General features: G+C 39.0%; 16 protein-coding genes. 11 read left to right on the forward strand and 5 right to left on the reverse strand.

The features are described 5' to 3' along the window. The 5 genes from WA352_RS02255 to WA352_RS02275 form a co-directional block, all read left to right on the forward strand. Positions 1-964: hypothetical protein (locus WA352_RS02255; RefSeq protein ID WP_336141100.1), on the forward strand; the 964-nt coding region annotated here is incomplete at its 5' end. Between the two features lie 354 nt (positions 965-1,318). Continuing rightward, positions 1,319-2,590, forward strand: a complete 1,272-nt coding sequence (locus WA352_RS02260) for a sensor histidine kinase (RefSeq protein WP_033133846.1) — start codon at positions 1,319-1,321, stop codon at positions 2,588-2,590. A 72-nt stretch (positions 2,591-2,662) separates the two neighbouring features. Then, positions 2,663-5,410: a bifunctional [glutamate--ammonia ligase]-adenylyl-L-tyrosine phosphorylase/[glutamate--ammonia-ligase] adenylyltransferase gene (glnE, locus tag WA352_RS02265; protein ID WP_033133890.1), complete on the forward strand. Its 2,748-nt coding sequence runs from the start codon at positions 2,663-2,665 to the stop codon at positions 5,408-5,410. Between the two features lie 30 nt (positions 5,411-5,440). Then, a complete protein-coding gene (locus WA352_RS02270) occupies positions 5,441-6,367 on the forward strand; it encodes a branched-chain amino acid transaminase (RefSeq protein WP_004652473.1) in 927 nt (308 codons plus the stop codon). A gap of 175 nt (positions 6,368-6,542) precedes the next feature. Continuing rightward, entirely contained in the window at positions 6,543-7,298 is a 756-nt protein-coding gene (locus WA352_RS02275; RefSeq protein ID WP_005206212.1) for a hypothetical protein, read from the forward strand. Positions 7,299-7,384: 86 nt separating this feature from the next. Here WA352_RS02275 and WA352_RS02280 read toward each other — a convergent pair whose 3' ends face one another. The 3 genes from WA352_RS02280 to WA352_RS02290 are packed head-to-tail and all read right to left on the reverse strand — an operon-like array spanning position 7,385 to position 10,493. Then, the gene (locus WA352_RS02280) at positions 7,385-8,410 is read right to left on the reverse strand and encodes an NAD-dependent epimerase (protein WP_033133847.1); all 1,026 of its coding nucleotides are present in this window, start codon (positions 8,408-8,410) and stop codon (positions 7,385-7,387) included. After that, positions 8,407-9,576 carry a nucleotide sugar dehydrogenase gene (locus WA352_RS02285; protein ID WP_033133848.1) on the reverse strand — a complete coding sequence of 390 codons (1,170 nt, stop codon included), beginning with the start codon at positions 9,574-9,576 and terminating at the stop codon, positions 8,407-8,409. The genes WA352_RS02280 and WA352_RS02285 overlap by 4 nt, the downstream gene beginning before the upstream one ends. 35 nt (positions 9,577-9,611) lie before the next feature. Next, positions 9,612-10,493 (reverse strand): ATP-grasp fold amidoligase family protein, encoded by an 882-nt coding sequence (locus WA352_RS02290; RefSeq protein ID WP_005206207.1) that lies wholly within the window; start codon positions 10,491-10,493, stop codon positions 9,612-9,614. A gap of 375 nt (positions 10,494-10,868) precedes the next feature. Between WA352_RS02290 and WA352_RS02295 the strand changes: the two genes are divergently transcribed. The 3 genes from WA352_RS02295 to WA352_RS02305 all read left to right on the forward strand — a co-directional run bounded on the left by WA352_RS02295 (position 10,869) and on the right by WA352_RS02305 (position 13,610). After that, positions 10,869-11,867, forward strand: coding sequence for a Stealth CR1 domain-containing protein (locus WA352_RS02295; protein ID WP_033133849.1), 999 nt, complete (start codon positions 10,869-10,871; stop codon positions 11,865-11,867). A gap of 3 nt (positions 11,868-11,870) precedes the next feature. Then, a complete protein-coding gene (locus WA352_RS02300) occupies positions 11,871-12,629 on the forward strand; it encodes a glycosyltransferase family 25 protein (RefSeq protein ID WP_005322391.1) in 759 nt (252 codons plus the stop codon). Between the two features lie 69 nt (positions 12,630-12,698). Continuing rightward, the gene (locus WA352_RS02305; RefSeq protein ID WP_033133850.1) at positions 12,699-13,610 is read left to right on the forward strand and encodes a glycosyltransferase family 32 protein; all 912 of its coding nucleotides are present in this window, start codon (positions 12,699-12,701) and stop codon (positions 13,608-13,610) included. Between the two features lie 18 nt (positions 13,611-13,628). Here the strand turns inward: WA352_RS02305 and WA352_RS02310 are convergent, their stop codons facing one another. Both WA352_RS02310 and WA352_RS02315 read right to left on the reverse strand, forming a co-directional pair. After that, positions 13,629-14,525, reverse strand: a complete 897-nt coding sequence (locus WA352_RS02310) for an LPS biosynthesis protein (RefSeq protein WP_033133851.1) — start codon at positions 14,523-14,525, stop codon at positions 13,629-13,631. Positions 14,526-14,602: 77 nt separating this feature from the next. After that, positions 14,603-15,505: a hypothetical protein gene (locus tag WA352_RS02315; protein WP_004802739.1), complete on the reverse strand. Its 903-nt coding sequence runs from the start codon at positions 15,503-15,505 to the stop codon at positions 14,603-14,605. A gap of 115 nt (positions 15,506-15,620) precedes the next feature. Here WA352_RS02315 and WA352_RS02320 point away from each other — a divergent pair, with 115 nt between their 5' ends. The 3 genes from WA352_RS02320 to WA352_RS02330 all read left to right on the forward strand — a co-directional run bounded on the left by WA352_RS02320 (position 15,621) and on the right by WA352_RS02330 (position 19,557). After that, a complete protein-coding gene (locus WA352_RS02320) occupies positions 15,621-17,588 on the forward strand; it encodes an HAD-IA family hydrolase (RefSeq protein WP_033133852.1) in 1,968 nt (655 codons plus the stop codon). Positions 17,589-17,974: 386 nt separating this feature from the next. Next, positions 17,975-18,787: a glycosyltransferase family 25 protein gene (locus WA352_RS02325; protein ID WP_081406954.1), complete on the forward strand. Its 813-nt coding sequence runs from the start codon at positions 17,975-17,977 to the stop codon at positions 18,785-18,787. Continuing rightward, a complete protein-coding gene (locus WA352_RS02330) occupies positions 18,784-19,557 on the forward strand; it encodes a glycosyltransferase family 25 protein (protein ID WP_033133853.1) in 774 nt (257 codons plus the stop codon). Before WA352_RS02325 ends, WA352_RS02330 begins: the two co-directional genes overlap by 4 nt. Positions 19,558-19,629 lie beyond the last annotated feature (72 nt).

Genomic DNA, 19,629 nt, shown 5'->3' on the forward strand with positions numbered 1-19,629 from the left:
GCTTTCTCCAATTCAAAAAATAATTTTCAATGATTTTAAATTTTTAGTTGAAATTTTTTTACCTATTTTTAAATTTGGCATGGGTTTAGGAGCAGCATGTTTAATTTATTATCTTATAGAAATTCAATATTTACCTAATGAAATTTCTTTGGGTGATGGTTTTGTTCTCTTTTTTATCGCAATGGTTTTTGGTTTTTTACTACTATTTTTTATTTTGTCTGAAATTGTAATAGGGATGATGATTTGGAATGCTATTTCTTCTATTTTTGTTAAAATTTCAAGTAAAAACTTTAGAATGTTATTAGATTGTAAAGTTAATAAATGGTTAGGTGCAGAGAAAGGAAGAAATAGATTTCTCACCCCTAAAGTAAAAAAAAGTACTTATATTTTTCTCTCACCATTAGTTTTAATTCCTCTTATATTTTTTGAATTTGATAAATTTGGAATCCTTTGGGCTGTACTAATTGGCCTCTTTTCTTTCCTTTTTTTTAATGTAATTTATACTTTGTCTAAGGAGTATAACTTTTTTTATAGATTTAAAGATCATGTTGATATTGAAGGGGATTCATCTTTTTATAAAGGTTTAATAAATAGAATTAATTTTAAAAATATTGACAATCAAAATACTGTTAGGTTTTCACTTTTGGTGGTTGTGTTTTTCCCATTTTTTTATAGTGCATATCAGTTTAATGTACCCTTTAAAATGATTTCTTCTTCTATGAATTTAGTTAGTATGAGGAAGGAGAGAACAATTATCTATGTCAAGAAAGAGTATGCAGAAATAATAGTAGGCTCTAAAGCCGCAACTTCAAAAGAAAATTACTATCCTATATCTGAAGTCACAATACTTTTTAAAGGTATTGGGAAAAACACCTATTTGCAATTTGAAAAAAATGACACGATTCAAAGGTTAGAAATTCCTAATGACGCAATACTTAACACGGTCATTATGAAAGAAGACTAAATTGACGCTTCAAGCTCAAGTTGCATGGTCAAGCCACTTGTTGAATAACGATAAGTGGCTTTTTCTACGATCCATTTTAGCTTGTCCACCTGTGATTTAAAGTCATCAAGGTTAATCCGTATTTTAGTCAAAATTGAGGTAATGCCTAAAGCATTGATAATACTGTTAGTTGCTTTGTAGGTAGCAGGTGTGGAATTACAAAGTTAAAATTTAATGAAACTTCACGTTTTGTTGCGAATTGATTGAATCAACAATTGCCTTTTCTGTTAAAGTTTGTTAATACTAAGTGATAGTTTTCACATTTTTTTTATAAAACGTAAAGAACCGTATAACGAAAATATTCGAGAGGCGGGAATGACGATTCAATTATTAGAACTACAGCAAGCCGAAAAGTTAAGTGCTTGTAAAATCTCTCTTTCTTTGGGGCTAACTTCAGAGCAGAATTTGCTTGAGCAATTTTTACAGTTCAACCGAAAACTGATGCAGGCCAGTACTGCATTACTGTCATTTCACCAAGAACCCTATCTGTGGCATCGTTGCCCTGAAAAACTCAAAGCCATTGATTCTGCAAAAATTACTAAAAGTCTAAATACGCTATTTGTGAATGGAGATCTGGTTGATAGCGATCATCCGCAATACTCAACCTTACTGGCATTCCTTGCACCACTGAAAAAGAAAATCCAAACTGCGGTTGCTCTACATCTCAGGCATCCAGATCAAACTTCACTGGGTTATATCATCCTGTTTGATGAAGCTGCACAAGGCTTTAGTGACTTGCAAAAACAACTGCTGCAAGAACATTGCATCAACTTCATGCAACAACTGGAATTGAAGTTTAACCATGACGAGCTGAAAGAATTATACGAACAAGAAGCTGCACTCAATTTTAGTAAAACCAAATTCTTTTCGATTATTTCCCATGACTTACGTGCACCATTTCATGGGCTATTAGGCTTCTCGGAAATATTGGCGAAAGAACGTGAAACCTTAGATGAATCCAGTATTCAGAATATTGCCGACTATCTTTATGATACTTCGCAATCGACTTATAACTTATTGGAAAGCTTACTGAATTGGGCGATGGCCGAAGGTGGGCGGTTCGTCTATCACCCCATCAACTTTAAGCTGCGCCAGATCACCAATATCGTGACCGATATTCTTAAAACTTTAGCAATTAAGAAGAATATTCAACTGATTAATGAAGTCGATGAAAATCTTAAAGTCTATGCTGATATGAATATGATCACCTCGGTGATTCAGAACTTGGTGTCTAATGCGCTGAAATTTACCGATGTCGATGGTACGGGCAAAGTCTATATCCAAGCACAACATAAAGGCACTTATGTGGAAGTCTATGTCAAAGACACCGGTCTTGGTATGACTCAACAACAAATCAACGATTTGTTCCAGCCACGGATTACTATGAGTTATAAAGGCACTGCAGGAGAGAAGGGTGCAGGTCTGGGCTTAAGCTTGTGTAAGCGCTTTGTGGAAATGAATTTGGGTGAAATCAATGTCAGCTCCAATGAAGGCGAAGGTACGGTGTTTACCGTGTTGCTGCCAATCGAACGTGAACAGGTTGATTTATGTACGGATCAACAAAAAAGCAAAGCGAAATTAGTCTAAAGAGATTTTAAAGATAAGCTTGTAACTGATATAACTAACCTAGATGACATGACATCAGTCGAGTTTTTTTATATGAATGCGCAACAGCTACAAAAAACCTTAGTTGCAAGCCAATATGCTGAACAAGTTTTAAATTTATACACATTACAATTAGAACAAGACTATTCCGAAGATCAATTTCTGGACTCGCTGTCGACCGAAACCATCTATCAAAAAGTGCAACTGGCTGTGGCTGAGGTCAGCGATGAACAATCATGGATGAAAGCCTTACGCATACTCCGTGCCAAGCTGATGTTTCGCTGGATTTGGCAAGATGCCAATCAACTCACCAATGTGGTGACACTAACACGTGAGCTATCAGATTTTGCTGATGCCAGTATTTGTGCCGCCAAAGCTTTTGCATTACCGCCTTTATTAGCCAAACATGGCGAGCCAATTGGTTATTCAGGTCAGTTACAAGATCTGATTGTGATTGGTATGGGCAAGCTCGGTGCGCAAGAGCTGAATCTTTCTAGTGATATTGACCTGATTTTTGCCTTCGATGAACAAGGCGAAACCAATGGGCGTAAATGTATTGATGTACAGCAGTTCTGCATTCTGTGGGGACAGAAGTTGATTTATCTGCTCGATCATATTACTGCTGATGGTTTTGTATTCCGTGTTGATATGCGTTTGCGTCCGTGGGGCGATGGTTCAGCCTTGGCGATTAGCCATAGTGGCCTAGAAAAATATCTGAGCCAGCATGGGCGTGAATGGGAGCGCTATGCCTGGATTAAGGCGCGGGTGATTACCGGTGGCAAAGCGGGCGAAGAGTTGCTAGACATGTCACGTCCCTTCGTATTCCGTCGTTATGTCGATTATTCCGCTTTCGCCGCCATGCGTGAAATGAAGGCCATGATCGAACGCGAAGTCATGCGCCGTAATATTGAAGAGGATATTAAGCTAGGCGCAGGCGGGATTCGTGAAATCGAGTTCATCGTGCAGGTGTTCCAGTTGATCTATGGCGGATCGAAGCGCGAACTACAAGATCGTCAATGTCTGGTCAATTTGCATCATTTGGGTGAAGCGGAGCTGCTGGATCAGCAAGCAGTGATTGATCTGGAAGATGCTTATTTATTCCTAAGACGAGTTGAACACGCTATTCAAGCCTTGAATGATCAGCAAACCCAATCTTTACCCACTGAGCCTGAACAGAGACAACGGATGTTGGATACGCTTGGCTTTGCTGATTGGGCTGCCTTCTTGGATGTGTTGAATCAGAAACGTGACAAGGTCAAAGTCCAGTTTAAGCAGTTGATTCAGGAAAAAGAGTTTGCTGAGCCAGTTGATGATTTTGTGCAGCTTGAACAAAAACTTAATGCCGTATTGGATGATGATGCCAAGAATTTAATTCAAAACTTTTGGCATGGTCAGGCATTACGCAAAATCCCAGCCAGTGCCTTAGAGCGTTTAAAGAAATTCTGGCCACATTTGATCGAAGCGATTTTACAGTCGGATCAACCACAAATGGCGCTATTGCGTTTGATGCCATTGGTTGAATCGGTGCTACGTCGTACCGTCTATCTGGTGATGCTGATGGAAAGTCGTGGCGCGTTACAGCGACTGGTCAAGATGGCAACGGTCAGTCCATGGATCTGTGAAGAACTGGCACAGTATCCAGTGTTGTTGGATGAATTCCTGTCCATGGATTTTGGTCTGCCACAGCGCAAAGATTTGGAAGATTCATTGCGTCAACAATTGCTACGCATCGAGATTGATCAAGTTGAAGATCAGATGCGGGTACTGCGCTTATTTAAAAAGAGTAATGTATTGACTGTTGCCGCCAGTGATGTACTGGCAGAAAGTCCGTTGATGAAAGTCTCCGATGCCCTGACTGATATTGCTGAAGTCAGTGTACAAGCGACTTTACGTTTGGCTTATGAGGCGGTTGCACAGCGTCATGGCTATCCAGTTGGAAATGATGGACAGCGTTGCAGTCTCGATAACAAAGGCTTTGCCGTGATTGCCTATGGCAAATTGGGTGGCATTGAGTTGGGCTATGGTTCAGATTTGGATTTGGTGTTTATCCATGCCTTTGAAGAGCAAAGTGAAACCGATGGCCGTAAGGGCATTAGTGGGGCCGAGTTTGCGATTCGTGTGGCACAGAAGTTTATGTCCTTGATGACCACACAAACCTTGGACGGGCGTGTCTATGAAATTGACACTCGTCTGCGACCATCAGGTGAAGCGGGGATGTTGGTCACCAGTTTAAAAGCTTATGAGCAATATCAACAAAAGAGTGCCTGGTTATGGGAGCATCAAGCTTTGGTGCGTGCTCGCTCAATTGCAGGAGATCGTGGATTATGCACGCAATTTGAACAGATTCGCTGTCAGATCCTGACCCAAGTACGTGATGAAAATGTGGTGCGTGAAGAAGTGTTGAAAATGCGCCAAAAGATGAAAGATCATTTGGGATCATCTTCTGAGCAAAAAAAACATGGGATTTTTCATTTAAAACAGGACTCAGGTGGTATCGTTGATATCGAATTTATGGCACAGTATGTTGTGCTTGCATGGAGTGGGACGAATACAGATCTCGCCCATTTTTCCGATAATGTAAGAATTCTAGAAGATGCTGCTAAAGCAGGCTGCTTATCCAGTGAAGATGCCACAGCATTAATACACGCTTATCTCCGTGAACGAGCTGAGAGCCACCGTCTAGCGCTTGCAAATCAATCTATGCAAGTCAATGCTGCGGATTGGCACGATACCCGCGAGATCGTTTGCAAGTTATGGCAAAGATTAATTGATCCAACTGCGCAAGCATTGGAAAGTGAATAATTGTGTAAAAAAGAAAATGGAGTATGTGCGATGAGTTTGGCTGATCGTGATGGTTTTATTTGGCAAGATGGAAAATTAGTTGACTGGCGTGATGCAAAAATTCACGTCTTAACTCACACACTACACTACAGCATGGGTGTCTTTGAAGGCGTCAGAGCTTACGAAACCCCAAATGGTACAGCAATCTTCCGTTTGCAAGATCATACTAAACGCTTATTAAATTCAGCAAAAATTTATCAGATGAATGTTCCATTTGATCAAGCGACATTAGAACAAGCACAAATTGATGTAGTGCGTGAAAATAAATTAGCATCTTGCTATTTACGTCCATTGATTTGGATTGGTTCTGAAAAACTCGGTATCGCGGCAACAGACAACACCATTCATGCCGCGGTTGCAGCATGGGGCTGGGGTGCATACCTTGGTGAAGAAGCAATGGCACGTGGTATTCGTGTGAAAACCTCTTCATTCACGCATCACCATCCAAACGTGACCATGTGTAAAGCAAAGGCATGCGGTAACTATACCGTGTCGATCTTGGCACATCAGGAAGTGGCACGTTCAGGTTATGACGAAGCAATGTTGCTTGACCCACAAGGCTTTGTTTGCCAAGGTGCGGGCGAGAACGTATTCCTGATCAAGGATGGCGTGTTGCATACCCCTGATTTAGCCGGTGGCGCGTTAGAAGGGATTACCCGTCAAACCGTGATTACCATTGCTAAAGACCTGGGTTATGAAGTGGTTGAACGTCGTATTACTCGTGATGAATTCTACATTGCAGATGAAGCATTCTTTACAGGTACTGCTGCGGAAGTAACCCCGATTCGTGAATATGATGACCGTGAAATTGGTTGTGGTTCACGTGGTCCGATTACCACTGTGATTCAAAAGACTTTCTTTGATGCAGTACAAGGTCGCAATGACAAATATGCACACTGGTTAACTTATATTAAATAAGCTGTAATCGTGCACAAAGGCGAAGCTTAGGCTTCGCTTTTTTATTGACGAATTAATACTAAAAAAAACAATCCGCTCTATGCTAAGATGAGCGTATATTCAGTGCATATGATTGAACACTTTTGTTTTTTTGGACAAAGTGTAGCCTCGTATCTCAAGCATTTAAGGTTTTCAGATGGTAGATATTCAACAAAATTCGGCAACTCATGAAGACAATGTGATCTTGTGCATGAAGTGGGGAACCAAGTATGGTGCTGAGTACGTCAACCGTTTGTATAACATGGTCAAACGTCATTTGACTCTGCCTTTTAAAATGGTGTGCTTGACTGATCGTACCGAGGGCATTGATCCGAATGTTCAATGTTTTCCAATTCCATCTCTAGATTTACCTGCTGGTAGCCCTGAGCGTGGCTGGAATAAACTCTCGACTTTTGAACCTGATCTGTATGGCTTAAAAGGCAATGCTTTATTCCTCGATTTGGACGTGGTCATTATTGATAATATTGACTGCTTCTTCCAAGCGGAAGGTGAGTTCTTGGTGATTCACGACTGGAAACGCCCTTGGCGTATCACAGGCAATAGTTCGGTTTATCGTTTTAAACTGGGTGCTTTTCCAGATATCTTGCCGTACTTCCGTGCAAACTTTAAAGAGATCAGTCAAAAGTTCCGTAATGAACAAGAGTACCTGTCTTGGTTTGTGCATAAAGAAGGCAAATTGAGTTATTGGAATAAAGAGTGGTGCAAAAGCTATAAATACCACTGTTTAAGACGAGTGCCATTTGCATATTTCCAGCCGCCTATTAAACCAAAAGGCGCAAAAATCATTATTTTCCATGGTGAGATTAATCCACCTGATGCGATCAGTGGTGGTGGTGGTAAGTGGTATCGCTATGTATTGCCATCGGATTGGATTAAAGAGTCTTGGCAATAATCCAAGTGTTATTCATCTTGAAATTGAATAGATGAATAGGATAAAAAAATCAGGCGGAATGCCTGATTTTTTTGCTTTAGGAGTTATTAAATATTGTGATATTGGCGATACCAATCGACAAAGTTTTTCACTCCATCAACCACTGAAGTAGCTGGTTTGTAGTCCACATAATTTTCTAGCGCAGAACTGTCGGCAAAGGTATCTGGTACATCGCCAGGCTGAAGAGGAAGCAGGTCTAAAATTGCTTCTTTACCTGCTGCTTTTTCAATCGCCTGAATATATTCAATCAGTTTTACCGTACGGTTGTTACCAATATTGAAAATTCTAAACGGAGCATTGCTGGTGGATGGATTTGGATGGTTACTGTCCCAAGTCTCATCAGGGGTCGCAATCTTGTCGCTAGTACGGATAATCCCTTCAACAATATCGTCGATATAGGTGAAGTCGCGGGTGTGATTGCCATGATTAAACACAGGAATCGGTTTGCCTTCAAAAATATTCTTGGTGAACTTAAACAAGGCCATATCTGGACGTGTCCACGGACCATACACGGTGAAGAAACGTAAGCCAGTGGTCGGTAATTTAAATAAGTGGCTGTAGCTATGTGCCATTAATTCATTGGCGCGTTTGGTTGCAGCATAGAATTGTAGCGGATGATCTACACCATGTTGTTCGCTAAATGGCATGGTGGTGTTGGCACCATAGACACTACTGGTGCTGGCATAGGTTAGGTGGGGTGTTGCGGCGTAACGGCAGGCTTCCAAAATGTTGGTAAATGCAATTAGGTTGCTCTCCACATAGCTATGTGGATTTTCAAGTGAATAGCGTACACCGGCCTGCGCGGCCAAATGAATCACACGCTCAAAACGATGATCTTGGAAGCATTGATCCACCACGGCTTTATTGGCGAGATTGTCACGAATCAGTGTGAAACTGCCTGTATCGTTGCGCTCAGCCAGTAGTTGTAATTGCTGAGCACGGGCCTCTTTCAGGGATGGATCATAATAATCGTTAAAATTATCAAAACCGACCACATCATCACCGCGTTCCAGCAGTTTTTTTGCAACACTAAAGCCGATGAATCCAGCAGCACCTGTGACTAGAACTTTCATTCATCGCCTCCAAAAATATCTCGGGTATAAACTTTATCTTGTACATCTAGCAATTCATTGGAGAGGCGATTGGCAATAATCACATCACAAGATTGTTTGAACTCATTTAGATCTTGAGTGACTTTAGAGTTAAAAAAGCTGTCTTCGTGAAAGGTCGGTTCGTAGATAATGATTTCCAGACCTTTGGCTTTTAATCGCTTCATCACGCCTTGAATCGCTGAAGCACGGAAATTATCTGAGCCACTTTTCATCACTAGCCGATAGATTCCCACCGTGCTTGGGTTTCTTGCCAGAATCGAATCCGCAATAAAATCTTTACGTGTTCGATTGGCATCCACAATCGCTTTAATCAGATTGCTAGGTACGTTGTTATAGTTGGCCAATAACTGTTTGGTATCTTTCGGTAGACAATAGCCGCCGTAGCCAAAAGATGGATTGTTATAATGACTGCCAATACGAGGGTCGAGACAAACACCGTCAATCACTTGTTTGGTATCTAGGCCAAAGCTTTGTGCGTAAGTATCCAATTCATTGAAGAAGGCCACCCGCATCGCCAGATAGGTATTGGCGAACAGTTTAATCGCTTCAGCTTCAGTTGAATGGGTCAGCAAGACTGGAATATCCTGCTTGATTGCACCTTCTACCAGTAAGTCTGCAAATTGCTGGGCACGTTCAGACTGTTCCCCAACGATAATACGCGATGGGTAGAGGTTGTCGTGCAGCGCTTTACCTTCACGTAAAAATTCAGGTGAGAAAATAATGTTTTCAGTCTGATATTTATTTTTGACTTGCTCGGTGAAACCCACAGGAACTGTAGATTTGACGATCATGGTTGCATTGGGGTTAATGGCCAGTACATCCTGAATGACGCTTTCTACACTTTGCGTATTAAAGTAATTGGTTTGAGGGTCATAGTCAGTTGGGGTGGCAATAATAATAAAATCAGCATTTTGAAAAGCCTGCTGTTTATCGGTAGTCGCCGTGAAATTGAGCTGTTTTTCTTTTAAAAAAAATGAAATATCATGATCTTGAATCGGTGATACTTTGTTGTTCAGTAAATCTACTTTACTTTGTAGGATATCCAGGGCAATGGTTTCATGGTGTTGTGCAAATAGCATTGCATTTGACAACCCGACATATCCTGTTCCAGCAATCGCTATTTTCATAAGTACCTAACAGATTCGATATACATGATGGACGGCTAATAGGATAACCAGAGTGAGCCTAATTTTAAATCCCATTCTACAGGTGTAATCACCATTCGTCCTGCATTTGGAGTGAGCGTGATTTCACTAAAGTACACATGATCTTGAGAGAGTAAGAAATCTACTCGGCTATAACCATACGCAAAACAAAGCTTTTCTGACAGTTGAATGATCTCTTGCAATTGTTTCGGTGCAGCTAATGCGGATGGTGAATTATCTTTTAGATCGACCCGAAATGGTTGTAACTGCCATTGTGTATCATACATATTTGAGTAGTCGTTGCCTTGAGCATCTTGGACATCAATTTCTAGATATTCCGGACGGCCTTCAAAACAGTGCACACGACACGTGGTAATGGCAGATTGACTGGCAGGATCGACATAGAGCTCTACATATTCTTCAACTAGTACTTTAGGGCAAATATCTTTGTAGTGCCATTCACGCTTTCTAAAATACATATTCATTTTAAGATGATTTTTGATTTTAGCGGTTGCTGCTTCGACACTAAACTTGCTTTTATCGCGACAGACCATGGCGCTGCCACTGTCATGAGTGCATTTTAAAACAAATTGATTGGGTAACTGGTTAAAATCAATCTCATCAATACATTTGTAAATGCCAATCAATGGAACAAAATAGGCATCACCAACCTTTGCTGAAACCAACTGTCTGACTGCACATTTATCTGCTAATTTTGTGAACAGGGGGCTCCGCTCGAAAATCATTCGGGCAGTGACTTTTTCATTGAAGCTTTTTGGCGAGCAAAAATCAGGGGTATAACCTAATTTGCAGATAAACCGTTTAGTGAGATACGCTTTATCTGAAACAAATTTAGTTCTAATTATTTTTGCTTGATACTCAAAGTAGTTATAAATCATCAGTCAAAAGATTAAATCCCGTCAAAGTAACCTGTAATTATAATAAAAATACCCAAATTCGTCTAATAAAAATGTGGTGGTTTTAGGTGTAAAATGATTCCAAAAGGTTTGATTTTGTTAGGGATTGTCAGGGGTTAAGCTGATGTTAATAAAGCCACTAAATAAGGTGGAATTATAGATCTGCTGATTACCTCATCGATATTAAAATTTAAACAATTATAATATATTGATTTATATGGAATGATTGCACAATGAATACCTCCGCTATTACGAAAAGAGACTGACTGTGAACAGATCAGTGGTGTTATCATATGCTCCTAGATTAAACATGTTTGGCCGTATTTTCGGGCTTTCGGATCGTTTAAGAGTGAATTGATGAGTGAAATGATGCAACCGGTTGATGTGGTGATTGCTTGGGTGGATGGCAATGATCCGAAGTTGAAACAGAAGCGCATGCAGTATCAGGGCAAAACACAAGCTTCTGATGCCGTTAGTGATACCCGTTTTGCCAGCAACCATGAAATTTATTATAACGTTGCATCTATTTTAAAATATGTCCCATTTTGTCGACATATCTATATTGTGACAGATGGTCAGCAACCGCAATGGATTGATGACTTTGTTCAGGATGGGATTTGTGAGGCGGGTAAAATTCGAATTGTTGATCATCGTGAAATATTTATGGGGTATGAGCAATACTTACCTACTTTCAATACACGTTCGATTGAAACCATGCTCTGGAATATTCAGGGTTTATCCGATTACTTTTTCTACTTGAATGATGATTTCTTTTTTAACGCGCCAGCACAATTAGAAGATATTCTGATTGATCAGAAAATGGTGATTTACGGGCATTGGCAAAGCAGTTTTGTGCTCAAGGCCAAGCTTTGGTATCGTCAGGTTTTAAATCAATATTTTTCCAAGCCGATACAACCTAAACATATGATTGCGCAAATGTTAGGTGCAGATATGCTTGGATTTAAAAAGTTTTTTGAGATTCACCATTATCCGCACGCGGTTGACCGTAAAATATTACAAGATTATTTACTTGCTCATCCTAAGTTTCTAGAAAAACAGATTCAGTCTAAGTTCCGCAGTGTCGAACAAATCAATCCGATTTCATTGATGAATCATTTGAAAATTCAAAAGGATGAGGCCTTGTTAAAGCCTGACCTTGAGATTGCCTATTTGAAAAATGAAAGCAGTTTAAGCAGCTTCTTGCAAAGCTTGGGTAATGAACAGATTAAATATGGGTGTATGCAAAGTCTGGATCAATTGAGTGATGCGGCAGCGGCAGAAATTTATGCAGCTTTAAATCAAAAATTGGCAGGCTATATCCCGAAAGTTTTATTGGCTGAAACGGCCAAAGGATAAATGATGAAAGTTGAAACTTATCTAATTAACCTTGATGGCAGTGATCAGCGTCTGGCGAGTGCGACCGCACAATTACAGCAACAGGGATGGCCGTTTACCCGTTTTTCGGCCTATGATGGGCGTGGTAAGGCCTTATCAGAGTTTAAGCAATATGATGATGCCGAAGCTCAACGAATTTTAGGTCGTAGTCTGATGAATTCAGAGTTGGGATGTTATCTGAGCCATTATGGTTGTGCTGAAAAGTTTCTTGAAAGCGACGCTGATTATTTGGTGGTGTTAGAAGATGATATTCAGGTTTTGCCCAACTTTAAACACAAGCTTGAGTCGCTCCTCAATTATCTGGATCAGCATAAAGAACTGGATTGGTATGTGGTCAATATGGCGGCGAAAAAGAAAAAACTCGCCAAAGATATTGTACAGATGGATCAATACAACCTGTGGCATGCTTATTATTTCCCGATTCGTGGGGTTGGGCTGCTTTGGTCGCGTAAAGGGGCGGAAGAGTTTGTAAAACTTGGCAAACAAATACATGTGCCTGTCGATATCTTTTTCCAAGGTTGGCTCAGCAAGAATGGAAAAGGTCTTGGTGTATGGCAGCCTTTTGTTAAACCTGCTGGATTGGACAGTGATATTTTGGGTACGGTTGCAACACAGGGTATTCAGCGTAAAGACTTGGAAAAGCGCGATTCGTCTCATGGTCTAAAGAAACAGAAACGAATGTGGCGTGACCGTTTTTATGCTTTTAAGCATCTTTACTTTTAATTAAATATTCTGGGCAAATCACTTGAGTAAAAAGCTGAGGTGATTTGAAGATATGGCTGAGTGATCTGTATGAAAATATTTAAAAAAATATTCTATCTCTTAAAGTTCTATACGATGTATTCGAACAAAATGAGAGGGATTAATGATGCCATAGACAATGAAGCAGATCTGATTGTACTTAATCCGACTATTTCTGATGCACTCATTCCAAAGAAAATCTGGATGTATTGGGAAGGACCACTGGCTGGATTTGTGGAAAAATGTGTTGAACAGGTTAAAAAGACCAATCCGGATTATGAGGTTCATTTTCTCACGCCAGATACAGTGAAAAGCTTTTGTGATATTGATTTTACTCGTTTCCCAAAGGCAACGCCGCAACAAAAGGCCGATTTGCTTCGTTTTGAGTTGATTTATCAATATGGTGGTATTTGGTTGGATGCAAGCATCCTTGTTTATGAAAGCTTAGACTGGATTCAGGAACTGATTGCGAAGAATCATACCAACAGCTTTGCCTATTACCGTGCCAAGAATACAACACTTAAAGATTTTCCCGTCTTAGAGAATTGGTTATTGGCCAGTGCAGAGAAAAATATTTTCTTTAAAGAATGGTTTGATGAACTGGCGAAAGCGATTGAAATGACGCCTAAAGCCTATCTGCAAAAATTGAAAGAAACAGAACTTGATTATCAAGATATGTTTCAACAGATTGGTCGTCTGGAATATCTAGTGGCCTATGTGGCCTGTCAGAAAGTGATGCGTCATCATTTGCCGAGTATGTGCTTAATTAACTGTGATCAAAATGCGCTGTATTTTCAGGTAAAGCACCAATGGGTGAAAGAAAAAGTGCTGATCGATATGGCAATCAATTACCCGCCTCAGCAAATGCCAAGGTTGATCAAGCTTGCAGGAAAGGAAAGAAAAACCCTGAGTCATTATTATGAAAAAGGCATGTATCTGGAAGGTTCATTACTCGATATTTAAAGCAAGAGCTTTCAGTGTTTAAAGCAAGGTTCTCGGGTCAATCTTCTCAAATGTTTGTACAGCACTGCTTTGAGACAGGTTAAAAACTTTAATTTCTTTTTCTCTAAATAGTGTTGCAGCGACATCAAAGGCTTGAAATACATCATCGACATGATGATTTAGGGTTGTTGGTTGCTGTCCGCCAATACTTTCATAAAAACGTGGCTGAGAAAAATTATTCATGTCTAAACCCGCAATATAGATTTCTTTATACCCCAGCGTAAAGAGAATCTGAAGGGCAACATAAGCCACGGTAAAATAGTCAAAAGTACCTTTATAGACATCGAGTGAGAAACCCATGCCTTTGTGAATAAAGAAGTCAGTTTCATTTTGATCAAAGTGTCTAGCATGGTCTAGAAAGGTTTCGACTTGACCATCGGTAATTGTTTCAATGGTTTTGATCTGACAATGAATATCTTCAATCCGAACGTGTCTTAAAATCAGGTCTAGGCAACGTGGTGTGGTGTAAAAGGTGCAATCGCTATTTAAGACTTTTTGGACCAGATCGAAACGGCAGTTCACAAAGTTATGGTCAATAATGACATAACTAGAAAATGGAATTGAATCAAATGCGATAGCGCCATTTACACCGATATAATCTCGATCACTTTGATGCAGAATTTTGGAATCTAGTTGTTGAATAGAAGGGCCTGTCGCCACCAACATGCATTTTTTATGAGAAATTTTTGCTGGAAGGCGATTATTGGACACCAGTTTTTTCTTAAAATAAATTTTCTCAATACGATTCTGTGAATCGCGCTCCACGCTATAAAGTGGCCAGTAGCGACGATTATGTTTTGCTGCTTTAGGGAATAAAAGCTTATAAACCAATTTATAAATACTTCTAGAAATACGATCTGAAAAGAAGTGAACCATTTAAAAACTCATTTATAAAATCATTGAGACGAATGAAACTAGATAACTTGGTTTAGGTCATCTAGTTTCGATTGATATTAGTCGTCTAAAGAAAAGCTTTTCTTTTTCAATTTGGTTTTTAGACTATGTAATGAACGAGCAAACCAATTTCTATCTTCTGGGCGAGTTACTTTGTTGCCGCGATAATGAATTTGGGTCGCTTTAGAAAAATCACCAAAGGGCTCAATGCGATAGTTCTCTGGGCGATAACCCGCTGCAATGGCTTCTTGATAATATTGGTCGAACAGTTCAGTCAGGTCTTCACGTGGATGCGGCATGATTTTACCGTCGAACCAGTGTTTTTGCCCTTCAGCCTCTAAACGAGGTAAGGAGTATTTATGGCTGAATTGTGTGCCCATATCTGAATAATGCAAGATTTTGATTTGATCAGCAGCCAGACCTTCACCATCAATATTATTATAGGAGTCTTGATAGGGCTGAACTAACTTAGGTTGATCTTTTAACAGCTGCATCAGCTTTTTATGGCTTTGCGGATCCGCTTGAATATCCTTTAATGAAGGAAGGTATGCTTTGGCTTTCTCACAATCCCAAACACACGTACACAGTCTGGCTGAGTTTTTACCGCCTTTGGCAATCACGATTGCTTCATCTTTTTTAGGATGTGCCCATAACTCCGCAATATCACATAACACCACAACATCCGCATCCATATAAATGGCACGGCCTTCGAAATTGCATGACTCTGGGATTGCCCATCTAAAACCTGAAAAAGGGGTCGCCCAATGTTCTGTATGCCAGCCTTCGTCTGTTTGCTGATTGGTATACCATGGACTATTTTGATCGTGGCTAAGCTGCATCCATACAATTTCAACAGGATGTTTGGTATGCTTGCGGACACTATAGTCCAGAACCATCATTTGTTCTAAGTCGCAGTTATTGGGGTCGCAACCAACAAAAATTTTAATTGTGGAGTTAGACATGACTAGCTTCCATTTTTAAGGCTTTATTCATAATTATAGTCTAAAAAGAGGGGCTTTTTTTGAAATATTTCTCTACTTCTGGTTATATTGTAAAGTGATTATGTGAGGCAATGTAATGATAATAAATACATTTATTGAAAAGGCAAAGAGGAAAATTGCCCAAGCAGAGATTGTCTCTTTTGATATTTTTGATACCTTATTGCTACGTCCGTATTTATCTCCACGAGATTTATTTTTACATATCGAGATTGATCAATGCTTGGAAGGTTTTGCTCTGGCTCGAAGAGAGGCTGAATTTAGAGCGAGAAAGAAAAATCCAGATCGACAAGAGATCTGCTATGACGATATTTATAATGAAATTGAGGCTGAGTTTAAGTGCGCCAAAGAAATTGAATTAAACTGGGAATTTATGGTTTTACAGCCGAACCCAGAAATGAAAATACTTTGGGATTATGCTCTTGAATTAAATAAAAAAGTTATTGTAATTTCGGATATGTACCACTCATTTGAGAGTTTACAGAAATTACTGATTAAAAATGAATTTCATGCTTTTGAGCATTTATATGTGTCTAGCAGCTATGGTAAAACCAAGAAAAAAGGCACACTGTTTGAGCAGGTCTTTTCTGATTTAAAGGTGAGCGCACAAGATATTGTTCATATCGGTGATAATAAGAAAGGAGATTATAGAGCGCCTGCGAAACTAGGTGTCCAAGCAATTTTATATAAACAGGTTGCACAGCAGTTCTTAGCTGTTGATGAACGGGTAAGACGATTTACAGAACAAGGCACGCTCAATTTAGGCAAGAGTATTTTGGTCGCAATGCTAGCAATGCGGTGGTTGAACCAGTCATTGGTACAGAATAGGCGTCCATATTGGCAAGAGATTGGTTATGGCTATGCTGCACCTCTGGCTTATGGTTATAGTAAATGGATTGAAACTACAGCACTAGAAAAAAAGCTAGATCATCTTTTGTTTGTTGCTCGAGATGGCTATTTACTGCAAAAGGCTTTCAAACAATTTCATGTTGGTGGAATTAAAACCAGTTATGTATATGCACCACGCCTACTCAATCTGGTTTACCGACTTGATTATGAGAAGCAGAATATTGAAAGTGCTAAAGCGATTGTCGATTTTTATGCGCATAAATATGCAGATATTGCTGCATTAACAGAAGGGCGATCTTTTAACAAAGCCAGTCATTATCACGATTTTATTCAAGAGCATAAACATCATTTTGAACAGCATGCTGAGCAAATGTACGCTGATTATCATCATTATATTGATATGATCATAGGCAAAGATGAACAGGTCGGAATAGTTGATAGTAAGACCGTTGCTTTGACCTCTCAGAAAATGTTAGAAGATGTATTACAGCGTCCAATCAATGGTTTTTATTGGTCTACGTTATTGCCGTATCGCACTAAAAAATATGCATTCGATACATTTATTCCCAATAATTTAAATACTTTAGACTCAAATGTATTTACTAAAAACTGGAAATTTGTTGAGTTGCTTTTAAGTTCACCTGAGTTTCCAATTTATGGCGTTTCGATGAAGGGGCAGCCGATATATAAAGATAATCCAAGTAAGGATGAGCGTCTCATTAAGGAAAACTATGCAGAAATTGTTCAGGGAGCTGAAGCATTTTTTGCAGATATAAAAGCTATTTTTGGTCAAACCAATCTTTATCTAGAAGGTGGAGATCTTGTCGCGTGGACCAATATCTTTTGTGACTATCCACGTGGCGTTGATGTTGAAAAAATGACAGAGGTTCGGTTAGCCGTTGATGTTTCACATCATCGCGCTATACCACTATTTTCGATGAAGACCTCGTTGGCAGATTTCCTTAAACAGCCTAAAACAACCTTAAATATATGGAAGGGGTTAGTTTGGAGAACCCCTATACAATCATTGCTTTTACATGTTTTTAAGCCATTAAAGGTGAAGAAAAGTCATGCTAAGCACATTAAAATCGGTGTTCTGCCATATCTTAAGACAAGATATTTTATCTGGACATTGTTATTGTTTAAGCGGTTTTCGCTGCAATTAACCTTAGGAAATTATAACAAACATCATTCTTGAGTTTAAAAGGCGCTGGTCGTGCCCTATGTGGAATTGCCAGCTCTTATCTTTTAATTTGAATAAGAGCATATAGTTTGGGCCTGTTTTTAGTGTCGGTGCTGCGGGGGAAATTTATCTTCTTGTCAGTAATTTGTTGTCTTTATTTTTATTCTGGAAAAACTAGTGTTTTAAAATTTAATTTATAGCTTTGATTTTATTTGATTTATTGTGGTTCTATTTTGGGTTTTGTAATCTTGTCTGTGTTCGCTGTGAGAAGAAAAAAATAACTATTTTTGAAATGTTGATGCTTATCCATAACTTACATGTTGTTAGCTTAGGCAACAGTCAGGCAAGATTGAAATCATGTACATCATAATCAAAAACAAGTATTCTTAGCGCCTGTAGGTATGTCGCCTAATTTGTCTGAATTACTCCTATCCCATATGAAAAAGTTTGTTGTCAGTCTCTCAAGCGCAATCGAGCGCCGTAATCATATCTCATCTCAATTTGAGAGACAGGGAATAGAGTTCAGCTTTTTCGATGCAATAACTCCTGATGTGGCCGCATATGATGCACAAGCCATGAATCTTAGTGTGCATGAAAACTATATTGCCAAAGGTGAACTTGCCTGTTTTATGAGCCATGTACATTTATGGAAGAAGATTGTCGATGACAATATTCCCTATATGGCAATTTTTGAAGATGATATTCATTTAGGGGAAAAGGCTAACAGGTTCTTAAATCAATCTGACTGGATCGAACCAGACTGGCATCTCATTAAGTTAGAAGCATTTACGCCGAAAGTGATATTGGGGGCTAAATGTAAAGAATTCCCGCAAGAAGGGCGAGAAATCTATAGGTTAATTGGAAAAAACTTAGGAACTGCGGGCTATATCCTGTCATTGCAGGGCGCAAAATTTTTATTAAATGAAATTGAAAAGATTGACTATATTATTCCCTTAGATAACTTGATGTTTGAGCATGTTGTTAAAGATCATAAGTTTATAATGTGTCAAATGCAGCCCGCACTGTGTATTCAAGACACCATATTGCATTATAGATCAACCAATATTCAGCTTAAAAGTCAGCTCACCTCGGAAAGAAAAAAGAGGATGAGAGCCAATAAAGCCAATGGTCTGCAGAAGATTTTTTTAGAATTGGTTCGTATTAGCACCCAATTAAAAATTATATTTTTTGCTCGTCGGGTAACATATAAGTGAAAACTTTTGTCATCAGTTTACAGTCCGCAGCTGATCGTAGAATACATATTGAAGAACAGTTTGGGGAAAAAGGAATTTCATTTCATTTCTTTGATGCCATCGAACCTCCTCTGGTCGATCTCCAAGCTGAAAAGATTGGCCTTACGCTTCGTCAAGGTGATTTAAGCCGAAATGAATTGGCTTGTTTATTAAGCCATGTATCGTTGTGGCAAAAAGCTGTTGATGAAGAAATGTCAGCCATTGCAATTTTTGAAGATGATGTCCATTTGGGAGATGATGCTGAGCTACTCTTAAAACAATCAGACTGGTTAAAGGTTGATATTGTGAAGCTCGAAAAATCTTACGATAGTGTTATCTTAGATTTAAATAAAACCCAAATCTTTGATCATAAAGATTTTATTTTAAGACGTTTGAAAAACCCCCATCTTGGAGCAGCAGGCTATATTCTCTCTTATCAGGGAGCAAAGGCATTGCTTGAGTATATGAAAGAACAACCTGTTTTAGATCATGTTGATCAAATTGTTTTTCGAAAATATATTGCTGAAGGTCAGCTTGGTATCTATCAATTAAATCCAGCATTATGTATGCAGGACTATTTATTAAATCCACAAAATCAAAAGTTTAAAACAACACTTCAATGGCGTAATAAACAAAAAATTAAGTCCAGAGGATTACAGAAGTTATCTCGTGAGTTCAAGCGTCTTTTGACTCAATTGAAAGAATTTCCTTATAAAACTAAATTAAAGTTTACAGTGACTAATAAAAATTAAACTATGGTATTGTTTATTAATGGATTATCTTTGTTGATTTGCACTGTGAAATAGTATGAATATTCCTTTGAG

Source organism: Acinetobacter sp. 102 (assembly GCF_037028485.1).
GTDB lineage: Bacteria > Pseudomonadota > Gammaproteobacteria > Pseudomonadales > Moraxellaceae > Acinetobacter > Acinetobacter higginsii.

Excerpts from the sequence above, each read along its gene's own strand:
- WA352_RS02260 (WP_033133846.1), top strand. The coding sequence starts at position 1,319 with ATGACGATTCAATTATTAGAACTACAGCAAGCCGAAAAGTTAAGTGCT.
- glnE (WP_033133890.1), top strand. The coding sequence starts at position 2,663 with ATGAATGCGCAACAGCTACAAAAAACCTTAGTTGCAAGCCAATATGCT.
- WA352_RS02270 (WP_004652473.1), top strand. The coding sequence starts at position 5,441 with ATGAGTTTGGCTGATCGTGATGGTTTTATTTGGCAAGATGGAAAATTA.
- WA352_RS02275 (WP_005206212.1), top strand. The coding sequence starts at position 6,543 with ATGGTAGATATTCAACAAAATTCGGCAACTCATGAAGACAATGTGATC.
- WA352_RS02280 (WP_033133847.1), bottom strand. The coding sequence starts at position 8,410 with ATGAAAGTTCTAGTCACAGGTGCTGCTGGATTCATCGGCTTTAGTGTT.
- WA352_RS02285 (WP_033133848.1), bottom strand. The coding sequence starts at position 9,576 with ATGAAAATAGCGATTGCTGGAACAGGATATGTCGGGTTGTCAAATGCA.
- WA352_RS02290 (WP_005206207.1), bottom strand. The coding sequence starts at position 10,493 with ATGATTTATAACTACTTTGAGTATCAAGCAAAAATAATTAGAACTAAA.
- WA352_RS02295 (WP_033133849.1), top strand. The coding sequence starts at position 10,869 with ATGAGTGAAATGATGCAACCGGTTGATGTGGTGATTGCTTGGGTGGAT.
- WA352_RS02300 (WP_005322391.1), top strand. The coding sequence starts at position 11,871 with ATGAAAGTTGAAACTTATCTAATTAACCTTGATGGCAGTGATCAGCGT.
- WA352_RS02305 (WP_033133850.1), top strand. The coding sequence starts at position 12,699 with ATGAAAATATTTAAAAAAATATTCTATCTCTTAAAGTTCTATACGATG.
- WA352_RS02310 (WP_033133851.1), bottom strand. The coding sequence starts at position 14,525 with ATGGTTCACTTCTTTTCAGATCGTATTTCTAGAAGTATTTATAAATTG.
- WA352_RS02315 (WP_004802739.1), bottom strand. The coding sequence starts at position 15,505 with ATGTCTAACTCCACAATTAAAATTTTTGTTGGTTGCGACCCCAATAAC.
- WA352_RS02320 (WP_033133852.1), top strand. The coding sequence starts at position 15,621 with ATGATAATAAATACATTTATTGAAAAGGCAAAGAGGAAAATTGCCCAA.
- WA352_RS02325 (WP_081406954.1), top strand. The coding sequence starts at position 17,975 with ATGTCGCCTAATTTGTCTGAATTACTCCTATCCCATATGAAAAAGTTT.